The organism is Pseudoalteromonas sp. MMG012 (assembly GCF_018100875.1).
Classification (GTDB): Bacteria; Pseudomonadota; Gammaproteobacteria; order Enterobacterales; family Alteromonadaceae; genus Pseudoalteromonas; species Pseudoalteromonas aurantia.
In genome coordinates, this window is sequence record NZ_JAGJEF010000002.1 from 54821 (window position 1) to 67362 (window position 12542).

The 12542-nt window shown below is 40.9% G+C and carries 9 protein-coding genes and 6 tRNA genes; 1 reads left to right on the forward strand and 14 read right to left on the reverse strand.

Annotated elements, in window-relative coordinates; translation table 11 throughout:
- Positions 1-107: 107 nt before the first annotated feature.
- The 12 genes from J8L97_RS01100 to J8L97_RS01155 form a co-directional block, all read right to left on the reverse strand.
- Entirely contained in the window at positions 108-2018 is a 1911-nt protein-coding gene (locus J8L97_RS01100) for a SurA N-terminal domain-containing protein (RefSeq protein WP_211047578.1), read from the reverse strand.
- 167 nt (positions 2019-2185) lie between these two features.
- Positions 2186-2458, reverse strand: a complete 273-nt coding sequence (gene hupB / locus J8L97_RS01105) for a nucleoid-associated protein HU-beta (RefSeq protein ID WP_010371157.1) — start codon at positions 2456-2458, stop codon at positions 2186-2188.
- 212 nt (positions 2459-2670) lie between these two features.
- Positions 2671-5028, reverse strand: a complete 2358-nt coding sequence (lon, locus tag J8L97_RS01110; RefSeq protein WP_192506777.1) for an endopeptidase La — start codon at positions 5026-5028, stop codon at positions 2671-2673.
- A 121-nt stretch (positions 5029-5149) separates the two neighbouring features.
- Positions 5150-6439 carry an ATP-dependent protease ATP-binding subunit ClpX gene (gene clpX / locus J8L97_RS01115; RefSeq protein WP_192506776.1) on the reverse strand — a complete coding sequence of 430 codons (1290 nt, stop codon included), beginning with the start codon at positions 6437-6439 and terminating at the stop codon, positions 5150-5152.
- 121 nt (positions 6440-6560) lie between these two features.
- Positions 6561-7178, reverse strand: coding sequence for an ATP-dependent Clp endopeptidase proteolytic subunit ClpP (gene clpP, locus J8L97_RS01120; RefSeq protein ID WP_192506775.1), 618 nt, complete (start codon positions 7176-7178; stop codon positions 6561-6563).
- A 152-nt stretch (positions 7179-7330) separates the two neighbouring features.
- Positions 7331-8635: a trigger factor gene (gene tig, locus J8L97_RS01125; RefSeq protein WP_211047579.1), complete on the reverse strand. Its 1305-nt coding sequence runs from the start codon at positions 8633-8635 to the stop codon at positions 7331-7333.
- A 273-nt stretch (positions 8636-8908) separates the two neighbouring features.
- A tRNA-Pro gene (locus J8L97_RS01130) sits at positions 8909-8985 on the reverse strand.
- 30 nt (positions 8986-9015) lie between these two features.
- A tRNA-Pro gene (locus tag J8L97_RS01135) sits at positions 9016-9092 on the reverse strand.
- Positions 9093-9122: 30 nt separating this feature from the next.
- A tRNA-Pro gene (locus J8L97_RS01140) sits at positions 9123-9199 on the reverse strand.
- Positions 9200-9220: 21 nt separating this feature from the next.
- Positions 9221-9296: transfer RNA gene (locus J8L97_RS01145), tRNA-His, on the reverse strand.
- A 29-nt stretch (positions 9297-9325) separates the two neighbouring features.
- A tRNA-Arg gene (locus J8L97_RS01150) sits at positions 9326-9402 on the reverse strand.
- Between the two features lie 52 nt (positions 9403-9454).
- Positions 9455-9531 (reverse strand) — tRNA-Pro (locus J8L97_RS01155).
- Between the two features lie 342 nt (positions 9532-9873).
- On the opposite strand from J8L97_RS01155, the gene folD reads away from it, so the two are divergent.
- Positions 9874-10728, forward strand: coding sequence for a bifunctional methylenetetrahydrofolate dehydrogenase/methenyltetrahydrofolate cyclohydrolase FolD (folD, locus tag J8L97_RS01160; protein ID WP_192506773.1), 855 nt, complete (start codon positions 9874-9876; stop codon positions 10726-10728).
- Between the two features lie 167 nt (positions 10729-10895).
- Here folD and J8L97_RS01165 read toward each other — a convergent pair whose 3' ends face one another.
- Positions 10896-11336 carry a hypothetical protein gene (locus J8L97_RS01165; RefSeq protein WP_211047580.1) on the reverse strand — a complete coding sequence of 147 codons (441 nt, stop codon included), beginning with the start codon at positions 11334-11336 and terminating at the stop codon, positions 10896-10898.
- A gap of 71 nt (positions 11337-11407) precedes the next feature.
- Entirely contained in the window at positions 11408-12508 is a 1101-nt protein-coding gene (gene aroC, locus J8L97_RS01170; RefSeq protein WP_210996125.1) for a chorismate synthase, read from the reverse strand.
- Positions 12509-12542 lie beyond the last annotated feature (34 nt).

Genomic DNA, 12542 nt, shown 5'->3' on the forward strand with positions numbered 1-12542 from the left:
ATTAAACAATACAATATGAAATCATAGCAAAGCATTATCTCCTCCTAGTAGTCATAAAAAAGGGCATCAAATCGATGCCCTTTTTAAAATAGTTGACCCTAGTCCAGTTAATTTTGCTCTGATACCTGAATTTGTGGACGTGTCACATCCGCTTTAGCTTCAAGCGCGTTAACAAACGCTAAGTAATTTTTGTTAATCTGAGTATTTGTGATGCTTTGCTTTTGTTGTTCATCAATTTCCACTGAAAGCTCAACCTCGTTAACCTTTTTCAATTGTACTAACGCCGCATCTCCATTATTCAAGGCAACAACAGCCATTTCAAACTTTTCATCCGCCGGATGAGGAAGCTTAAATACCTCTGTCACAATGGCGGGCGCAACCGAGTAAGTTTGACGTGCTAAGGCAGCTTCTGAGTTCAATTCAACACCTTCTTCCGTAGCAATATCAGATAATAGCTTACCGCCTTGCAATGCACTGAATAAAGTTTTAGCTCGCTCATTGATCAGCTCTGATGCTTTTTCGTTAACAAGCGTTGTTTCGATTTCCGCTTTAACCCCATCAAACGGTTTTGTTGCAGCAGCGGCATAATCTAACACTCGAACAACAATAATATGCTCTGCACCAATTTCCAAGACTTCCGAGTTCACTCGATCTTCTAGTAGCTCTGGAGTAAATAGCGTACGTGTTACTGCTGGCGTATTTAATGGTGCTGGTAGTACTGAGCGATTAATCAACGCCGTTGATTTAAGTTCAACACCCGCAGCCAACGCCGCATCTTCAAGTGAGTCAGACATTTCAAACGCCAACTCAGCAATTTCAGTTTGCTTTTGATAAAATGCGTCAACTTTTGCGTTCTTTTCTAACTCAGCTCGTAAGTCTGCCTTAACGTCATCGAACGGTTGAATTTCTTCACGCTCAATATCCGTCAATTGAATAATATGATAACCAAATTCTGATGTTACAACTTCTGAGATATCACCAACATTTTCTAGTGCAAATGCTGCAGTTTCAAACTCAGGATCCATCATATCACGTTCGATCCAATCCAAATCACCGCCTAACTCTGCGCTGACAATGTCATCTGACTGCGTACTTGCTAATTCAGAAAACTCTGTGCCTGAGCGTAACTGTGACAACAAGTCTTGTGCTTTAGCATTGGCCGTCGCATCATCTTCACTATTATCGATTAATATATGTGAAACACGACGTTTTTCAGGCTCTAAGTATTGTGTTTTACTTTCTTCATAATACGCAAGCACATCTGCATCAGTAATGGCCGTTTCAGGCTCAACATTATCGGCCTTAAGCTCTAAATATTGTACTGAAACTTGTTCTGCTGATTGATATTTATCTTGATTTAACTCGTAGTAATTCGATACTGCATCTTCTTCAATTGATACTTGGTCTTTAACTTTGTCTTTACTTAAGACAATATAATCAAGTGCGCGCGTTTGTTGCTGCAGAGCAACCGTACTTTTTAGCTCATTTGATAAAACAAACTCAGTACCTGCAACTGCCGAAACCAATTGAGAGCGAGTCATTTCTTCACGTAAATATTCACGAAAAGTATCTGGTTGGAAGTTCATTTGACGTATTACTTGTAAATAGCGCTCATTACTAAACTCACCACCCAATTGGAAGTAAGGCATTTCAACAATGGCTTGCTTCACTTGTTCATCACTTACTCGTAGGCCAAGCTCAATGGCGAGTTGATTTTGTAATTCTTGTTGAACCAGTCTATCAACTACCCCTTTACGAATTTGTGCCATATAAGTCGGATCTGACGAAATTTGTGCAAAGTATTCTCCAAACTGCTGCTCTAATCGAGCCCGTTCATTTTGGTATGCCCTTGCAAAATCTGTTTGACTAATTTTTATTCCATTGACTTCTGCAACAGGTTGCTCTGTGGTTTGACCTAGGTAACCACCGATCCCTGCTAGAGCAAAAGACAAGATTACTGCACCAAGAATAATTTTGGCTACTGGGCCTTGAGAGCCCTCTCTGATCTTTTCAAGCATTTGTTCTTTCTCTTATCTAAGCCAAAGCACATACGCGCTTTAGAAGTTTCTTGCTAATGTAAAAAAAGCGTATCTTATCAGATACGCTTTTTTTCTTGAAGCAACACACGGCTTTGAAATGCAAATAGTGTGAAACAGTGTAAAACCGCGCTAAAAATCCAAGTGGATTAGTTTACTGCATCTTTTAACGCTTTACCCGCTTTGAAAGAAGGGATATTAGCCGCTGCAATTTGAATTGTCTCACCAGTTTGCGGATTACGACCAGAGCGTGCTGCGCGTTCACGCACGGAAAAAGTACCAAAACCAACCAGAGCTACAGAATCACCATCTTTTAACGCACCAGTTACAGATTCAATGAACGAATCTAGCGCACGACCTGCGGCCGCTTTAGAAATATCAGCATCAGCTGCGATTTGATCGATTAATTGAGATTTATTCACAATATCATCCTCTTACATTGTTATTATCAAAAGCGAGAGCTTGTTTTGATAACTACCACTTTTATTATTCATACTAGAGACATCACAGCGACTCTCTAATGCGTAATCTTGCTCAAGCCTAGGCTACATAAGGGCTAGGCTTGAACCAGTGCCTAAGTTAACATACCTTTTAGATTTGAAAACCCTTTTGCAGCACTTTTTTCGATTTTTTCTTATTTTTTTGAGTTTTCAACAGAAAAACTCTCAACTGGGTTAGCTAACGCAAGTGATAATACATCATCAATCCAAGTTACTGGGTGGATTTCTAAGCCTTCTCTCACATTCTCTGGAATTTCTTTTAAGTCACGCTCATTAATCTTTGGAATAATAACCGTCTTAATTCCTCCCCGATGTGCTGCAAGTAACTTCTCTTTCAAGCCTCCGATCGGCAGTACTTCTCCACGTAAGGTAATTTCACCGGTCATGGCCACATCTGAGCGCACAGGGTTACCCGTTAAGCTAGAGACCAAAGAAGTTACCATTGCAATGCCTGCACTTGGCCCATCTTTTGGTGTGGCGCCTTCAGGTACGTGCACATGTACATCTCGTTTTTCATGAAAATCTGCATTTATCCGTAACTTGTCAGCCCTATTACGTACAACCGTCATCGCGGCCTGAATAGACTCTTGCATCACATCACCCAAAGAGCCAGTAAATGTCAATTTACCTTTACCTGGAACTGCCGCACATTCTATTGTAAGTAAATCACCACCTACCTCAGTCCATGCTAAACCTGTGACCTGACCGATACGATCACCATCTTCAGCTTTGCCATAATCAAAACGTTGTACGCCTAGAAATGACTCTAAGTTATCTTGGTTGATGATTACTTTTTGCGTGTCTTTATTGAGTAAAATCTCTTTCACGGCTTTGCGGCACAGTTTAGAAATTTCACGCTCCAGATTACGTACACCTGCTTCACGAGTGTAATAGCGGATAATTCCAATAATAGCACTATCTTCTATTTCAACTTCGTTCGCTTTTAAACCGTTACGTTTAACTTGCTTTGGAATTAGATGCTGAATGGAGATATTCAGTTTTTCATCTTCTGTATACCCCGATAGCCTTATTACTTCCATCCGGTCTAATAATGGCCCTGGAATGTTAAAACTGTTTGACGTAGCGACAAACATAACATCAGATAAATCGTAATCGACTTCTAAGTAGTGATCAGCAAAATTACTATTTTGTTCAGGGTCTAAAACTTCTAACAATGCAGATGCCGGATCTCCACGCATATCTGATGACATTTTATCAATCTCATCAAGTAAAAACAGCGGATTCTTAACCCCTACTTTGCTCATGCTTTGAATCAGCTTACCTGGCATAGAACCAATATATGTTCTTCTATGGCCTCGAATTTCTGCTTCATCTCTTACACCACCCAGAGCCATTCTCACATACTTACGTCCCGTAGAACGCGCAATAGACTGCCCTAAACTGGTTTTACCGACGCCTGGAGGACCAACCAAGCACAATATTGGACCTTTAAGTTTATTAATTCGCTGCTGAACGGCAAGATACTCAATAATACGTTCTTTGACTTTTTCTAAGCCATAATGATCAGCATCCAGAATTTTTTGCGCACCCGCTAAATCTTTTTTCACTTTGGAACGCTTTTTCCACGGCACATTGATCATCGTATCAATATATGAGCGGACTACCGTAGCTTCAGCCGACATTGGCGACATCATTTTCAACTTATTAAGTTCAGATGTGGCTTTTTCTTCTGCTTCAGCAGGCATTTGCGCTTCACTGATACGTTTTTTCAGTGCTTCAAATTCATCCGGTACATCATCCAGTTCGCCCAGCTCTTTTTGAATGGCTTTCATTTGCTCGTTCAAATAGTACTCGCGTTGTGACTTTTCCATTTGCTTTTTAACACGAGAGCGAATTTTCTTTTCAACTTGCAATAAATCTATTTCGCCTTCCATCAAAGCCATTAAATACTCTAATCGCCCAGTGACACTGTCTAACTCTAATACTTTTTGTTTTTCAGGCACCTTAATTGGCATATGTGCAGCCATTGTATCCGCTAAGCGAGCAGCTTCGTCAATACCTGATACAGATGTGAGTACTTCGGGTGGTATTTTTTTATTGAGTTTTACATATCCTTCAAATTGACTCACTGCGCTGCGAATAAAGATATCTTGTTCTTGTTCATCTATATCTTGAGACTCAACAAACTGTGCTTCAGCCAGAAAATATTCATCAGAGATTATAAACTTATCAATCTTCGCGCGCTGCGTACCTTCAACAAGCACTTTTACTGTACCATCCGGTAACTTGAGTAGTTGCAGTACGGTGGCAATCGTACCTACATCATAAATTTCGTCTGTACTTGGATCATCAACAGACGCATCTTTTTGCGCGACTAAAAATATTTGTTTGTCATTTTCCATTGCCGCTTCTAAGCATTTTATCGACTTTTCTCGGCCAACAAACAATGGGATCACCATATGTGGATATACAACGACATCTCGTAGCGCCAACACAGGGATTTCGACTCGATCCGTTCTCTCAAGCGTCATTTGATTCTCTTCGCAATTCGTTATTTTAATAATATAGATAGCTATATGGGGATAGTTACCATAAAGTTCAATATGTTGATAAAAAAAGGAGCCATAGGCTCCTTTTTATTCAACAGTGGTATTACTCTGAGACAGCTTTGTCTTGACCACTATTTTCGTAAATCAAAATTGGATCCGATTCACCTTTTATCACTGTTTCATCAACAACAACTTTGCTCACATTATCAACTGAGGGCAATTCATACATTGTATTTAGCAATACACCTTCAACAATAGATCGTAACCCACGAGCTCCAGTTTTACGTTCCATCGCTTTATGTGCAATGGCTTTTAGCGCATCTTCTCGGAACTCTAACTCAACATCTTCCATTTGGAAAAGCGTAGCAAACTGCTTAGTTAATGCATTTTTAGGTTCATTTAATATTTGAATTAAAGCATCTTCATCAAGTTCTGTCAGAGTGGCAACAACAGGTAGACGACCTATAAACTCTGGGATCAGGCCATACTTGACTAAATCTTCCGGCTCAACATCTTTAAATGTCTCACTCAGAGAGCGTGAAGAGTCTGCTGACTTAACTTCAGCACCAAAACCAATACCTGCATTTTTATGGCTGCGTTGTTCAATCACTTTATCCAAGCCCGCAAAAGCGCCACCACAAATAAATAGAATTTTAGAAGTATCAACTTGCAAAAATTCTTGCTGAGGGTGCTTTCGACCACCTTGCGGCGGAACAGAAGCGACAGTCCCTTCTATTAGTTTAAGCAATGCTTGCTGAACACCTTCGCCAGAAACATCTCTGGTAATAGATGGGTTATCTGATTTTCTCGATATTTTATCGATTTCATCAATATAGACAATGCCGCGCTGCGCTTTTTCTACATCATAATCACATTTCTGTAAAAGCTTTTGAATGATGTTTTCAACATCTTCACCAACATAGCCCGCTTCGGTCAATGTTGTTGCATCAGCCATTGTGAATGGCACGTCAAGCAATCGAGCGAGTGTTTCAGCTAGTAACGTCTTACCACTTCCCGTTGGACCTATTAAAAGAATATTACTTTTACTCAGCTCAACATCAGATTTATTGTTAAGCCCCTGGTTCTTTAATCTCTTGTAATGGTTATATACAGCAACAGACAATACTTTTTTAGCATGCTCTTGCCCAATAACATAATCATCCAAATGATTTCGGATCTCTTTGGGAACTGGTAATTTGTCTGCTGCGTCATGTTTAGGCGCAATATCTTTTATTTCTTCGCGAATAATGTCGTTACACAGATCAACGCATTCGTCACAAATATAAACAGAAGGCCCCGCAATTAACTTACGAACTTCATGTTGGCTCTTACCGCAAAATGAGCAATATAAGAGTTTGTTACTTTTGTCGCCGTCTGTTGGAGTGTCGGACATTCAGCTACCTCATTTTCTCTTCGTTATCCTATTAGATAACCATCTACAATGACTTCACTATACCAAATATTTTCCAACTTGGCATAGTTAGGCGTGCGATAACATCGCACTCCCTACTTCTTTATTTAATTTCTCGACGAGTATGGACTGCATCTATAAGCCCATAATCTAACGCTTCATGCGCACTCATAAAGTTATCACGATCTGTATCACCCGCTAATACTTCATAAGGTTGGCCTGTATGCTCCGCCATTAATCTGTTTAATTTTTCTTTAATAGACAGAATTTCTTTAGCATGAATTTCAAAATCAGAAGCTTGACCTTGAAAGCCACCTAATGGTTGGTGGATCATAACGCGAGAATTAGGCAAGCAGTAACGTTTACCTTTGGCACCACCAGACAGTAAAAATGCCCCCATACTCGCAGCTTGACCAACACAGACAGTGCTTACGTCAGGCTTAATAAAATTCATCGTGTCATAAATTGACATACCTGCGGTCACTGAACCGCCGGGTGAATTAATATACAGGAAAATATCTTTGTCTGGACTTTCTGATTCCAAGAATAATAGCTGGGCCACAATCAAATTAGCCATTTGATCTTCGACTTGTCCTGTCAGGAAAATAATCCGTTCTTTTAACAATCGCGAAAAAATATCAAAAGAGCGCTCACCTTTAGCTGTTTGCTCAACAACCATTGGTACTAATGCACTGAAAGGATCGATCATACCGTCGTTCATATTTTTCATTCCTTATGCGCAGCGATAATTTGGATAGTGCTGCGAATTAGTTAATCTTGGTAGCCTAAAACGAAAAAGGCTCGGACATACTGCTATCTTGCAGAACGTCACGAGCCATTAAATCGTTAGCTTAGCGTTAAGTCAATGACTTATTACGCACCTTGCTGAGGATTCATGATGTCATCAAACGCTTTTTCAACGTCAGTAACAGAAGCAGCAGCTAAAATAGACTCAACTGCTTGCTCTTCCATTGCTACGTTACGCATTTGCTTCATCATTTGATCGTTACCTTTATAATAGGCAACAACTTCTGTTGGATCTTCGTATGCAGAAGCAACCGTTGCAATTAACTCTTCAACTTTTGCATCATCTACTTGGATCTCATTCGCTTTAATAACTTCACCTAGTAATAGGCCAGTTTTAACGCGTGTTACAGCTTGCTCGTGGAACAATTCAGCAGGTAACTCAGGCATATTTTGTGCGTTACCACCAAAACGTTGTGCCGCTTGCTGACGCAGTGCATCAATTTCTTGATCAATAAGTGCTTTAGGAACGTCTGTTTCGTTATGCTCAAGTAACCCTTTGATCGCTTGATCTTTCACATTTGCTTTTACAGCTTGAGAAAGTTCACGAGACATGTTTTTCTTAACTTCTTCTTTAAGTGCATCAACACCCCCTTCAGCAACACCAAACTTCACTGAAAATTCATCATTAAGCTCTGGAAGCTCTTGAACTTCAACTTTCTTAATAGTGATAGTGAACTGTGCAGGCTTACCTTTCAGGTTTTCTGCATGGTACTCTTCAGGGAACGTTACATCAGCGATAACTTCTTCACCAGCTTTTTTACCAATGATGTTGTCTTCGAAACCAGGGATCATACGACCTTGTCCTAGTTCTAGTGGGAAATCATCTGCTTTTCCACCTTCAAACACTTCACCATCTACAGTGCCAATAAAATCAACCGTTACACGGTCATTCTCACCCGCAGCAGCATCACTTTCAGCCCAATCTGCGTGTTGCTTACGAAGCGTTTCTAGCATATTAGCTAAATCTGCATCAGTAACATCAACAACTGGCTTTTCTACAGTAATTTTATCTAAGTCTTTAATTGCTACTTCTGGGTATACTTCAAAAGTTGCATCAAACTCTAAATCTTTACCTGCTTCTAACGCTTTAGGTGCAAATGTTGGTGCACCTGCAGGATTGATTTTTTCAGCTACGATAGCATCGATATAATTACGTTGCATGATATCACCAGCTACTTCTTGACGCACAGCGGCACCAAAACGTTTAGTGATCACTGACACTGGCACTTTACCAGGACGGAAACCGTCGATACGCTGAGTTTTTGACAGTTGTTGTAAGCGTTTTTTAACTTCAGTCTCAACGTTCTCTGCAGGAACGGTGATAGTCAGACGGCGCTCAAGGCCTTGAGTCGTCTCAACAGAAACTTGCATGATTTACCTCAATCTTCAATTTTGGGCGACAACGCGCCTTCCTTACAAACAAGTAATGCACCATGTCAAATTTGAGCTCTCTACGAAACTTCACTAAAGAACTAATTACATGAGCTATTCTTGCTGCCTGCCCTTACTGGGCGCTATGTTTAATAATAGACGCGGCATTATAACCTATAAAACTTGATAGTCGAGTAATGAAAAGAAATTAATAGGGAATAAAGATTCAAGTGGTTAAAATATGATTAATTATGGAATTTATAGTGGGAGAGATGGTCGGCGATGCAGGATTTGAACCTGCGACCCCTTGGACCCAAACCAAGTGCGCTACCAAACTGCGCTAATCGCCGACAAAATATATTATAGATAATCTAGAAAAGTGGTCGGCGATGCAGGATTTGAACCTGCGACCCCTTGGACCCAAACCAAGTGCGCTACCAAACTGCGCTAATCGCCGACAAAATATATTATAGATAATCTAGAAAAGTGGTCGGCGATGCAGGATTTGAACCTGCGACCCCTTGGACCCAAACCAAGTGCGCTACCAAACTGCGCTAATCGCCGACTTAATATTTTCAATGTAGATGGGGCGACTGATGGGGCTCGAACCCACGACAACCGGAATCACAATCCAGGGCTCTACCAACTGAGCTACAGCCGCCACTACATAGAGTCTTACAAATTTTAAAATGGCGCACCCGGAAGGATTCGAACCTTCGACCAACGCCTTAGAAGGGCGTTGCTCTATCCAGCTGAGCTACGGGCGCATCGTCAGAACTTCGTTCTTCCTTACTTTAACTTCATAAAATGAAAGTAAAGTGGTCGGCGATGCAGGATTTGAACCTGCGACCCCTTGGACCCAAACCAAGTGCGCTACCAAACTGCGCTAATCGCCGTTACCATTTTTGTTGTTTCGGAGTCTCCTCGTTGACAACGGGGTGCATAATAGTGATTTGACCGTGGTAGGTCAAACACTTTTTAAAAAAAACATTCCAACTGCTTACTTTTACCCCAAAAAGTATATTTTTTAGATCAGTTTGCTGAAATTTATACAGTTTTCGTGCTATTAGCTCTAACTACGGCATATTTAACTCGCTTTGTTTTGATTGTTCCTTGGCCCAGTCATGGTTTTTGTGAGAAAATAGCGCCAATGCTTCACTAATGTGTAGTGGCAATTATAGAGCAACCCCTTTACGCTCTTTATCGTTCAAGTTTTTAACTCCTAATAAAGGTCAACCATGACGGCAAACATCATTGATGGTAAGGCTATAGCCAAACAAGTTCGTAGCACCGTAGCGAAACGTGTAGAACAAAGAATAGAGCAAGGCCTTCGGGCACCAGGACTTGCTGTTGTTCTAGTAGGACAAGATCCAGCGAGTCAAGTGTATGTTGGCTCTAAACGTAAAGCCTGTGACGAAGTCGGCTTTGTGTCTAAATCTTTCGATCTCCCTGGCGATACCAGCGAAGCACAACTATTAGAGCTTGTCGATTCATTGAACAATGACCCCGAAGTAGATGGGATATTAGTTCAACTTCCTTTACCAGAAAATCTAGATGCCGAAAAAGTACTAGAACGTATTCACCCCCATAAAGATGTTGATGGATTCCATCCATATAATATAGGTCGATTAGCACAGCGTATGCCAGCTCTACGCCCTTGCACACCAAAAGGTATTATTACACTACTTGAATCTACAGGTGTTCATTATAGGGGAATGCATGCGGTTGTAGTTGGCGCATCAAACATCGTAGGCCGACCAATGTCATTAGAGTTGTTATTGGCCGGTTGCACTACCACCGTTTGTCATAAATTTACGCAAGATTTAGAAGCTCACGTGCGTCGTGCAGACTTACTTGTCGTTGCTGTAGGTAAACCTGAATTTATTCCTGGGGATTGGATTAAAGAAGGGGCAATGGTTATTGATGTAGGTATCAACCGATTAGAATCAGGTAAACTCGTTGGCGATGTGCAGTATGACATTGCAGAACAACAAGCTAGCTTTATTACACCAGTTCCAGGTGGCGTTGGACCCATGACGGTTGCAAGTTTAATTGAGAATACACTTGAAGCATGTGAAAAGTACCATAGCTAGCACTGTTTAATATGCCTCGTACATATTTGATAAAGCCGCAATAAAACAGCGGCTTTTTTTATTATAGAAGGCGTATCCAGAAGTTACTTTATTTGCATAATTCTTAACGTAGTTAAAGTACTATTAAGCCAAGTAGCAAGATCGGTATTTTAATAGAGTTAATATAATTAACGCGCAGAGTCATTATCTTTTTTCTTTGAGTACTGTTGTTTTGACTCTAAACCATCTTCTTCCTTAGCCCCTTTTTGATATTCCTGTGCTATCTCTTTTTCAATCAATTCTCTTTGTTGTTGGTACTCTTTCTGTGAAATACTGCCGCTGGCAAGCAACTTATCAAGTTCATCAAGCTTTGAACGCAGCTCATCAATCTTTTCTTTACTCACACCCATACGCCCTAATAATAGCGCCTCTTTCATCTGGCCTAAAAATGATTCATCTTTTGTGTATACAGATACATTTTTATTTTGAAATGACTTCGTGGTTTCTGAAGGCGTATAAGATGCCATCTCTTTGGCAAACTCTTGCCGCTCCAGTTCATGCATTTTTTCGCGCTGTGGGGCTGGTTTAACTTGGAAGCTTGATTCTGTGGTACTTCTGAATAATAACATGCTGATCTCCTTATTTACCTATAAAGAAACCAGCAAGTAACACGCCACAATCACACTGGCGCTATAAGTTCTCAGTCTACTTGGCCTTTAATTGGACCATGGGCCAAATTAACACTCGGGTTTTGTCCTCGCTGACGTAATAGGTGATCCATTAAAGTAATGGCCATCATTGCTTCAGCAATGGGTATAGCCCGAATGCCAACGCAAGGATCATGTCTACCTTTAGTAATGATTTCGACAGCTTCGTTAGATATATTAATACTTTGACCAGGTATCGTAATACTAGACGTAGGCTTTAAAGCAATTGACGCGACAATATCTTGCCCAGTGGAAATACCAGCAAGCACACCTCCAGCATGATTACTTGCAAAACCATCAGGGGTTAGTTCATCACGGTGCTCAGAGCCTTTTTGGGTAATGCAATCAAAACCATCACCAATCTCAACACCTTTAACAGCATTAATACTCATCAATGAGTGCGCCAACTCAGCATCTAATCGGTCAAAAACAGGCTCGCCCAACCCAACAGGCACATTTTTAGCAACCACAGTAACTTTCGCACCTATCGAGTCCCCTTGTTTTTTAAGGTCACGCATATATTCATCTAATGCGTCGAGTTTACTTGAGTCAGGAAAGAAAAATGGGTTTTGTTCCACTTGTGACCAATCAAACTGCTCAGCACTGATAGGCCCTAATTGAGATAAACACGCATTAATTTCGATGCCATGAACCTGCTTCAAATACTTTTTAGCAATGCCGCCAGCAGCTACCCTAATCGCAGTTTCCCGTGCTGAGGAACGACCACCACCTCTATAATCACGATGACCATACTTATGCCAATATGTGTAATCGCCATGACCAGGTCGAAATGTTTCAGCAATTTTGCCATAATCTTTCGAACGCTGATCAGTGTTTTCAATTAACAAACCAATACTGGTCCCTGTTGTTTTTCCTTCGAAAACGCCAGACAAAATCTTTATTTCATCCCCTTCCCTACGTTGTGTTGTGTAGCGACTTTGCCCTGGTTTACGCCTATCTAAATCAAGTTGCATGTCCGCTTCACAAAGCTCTAGCCCCGCGGGAACACCATCCACGACACCACCCAAAGCAAGGCCATGGCTTTCGCCAAACGTACTCACTTTGAATAATTGTCCTATACTATTACCTGCCATTACCCTTCCTCATTCCAATGACAACGACGAGTGC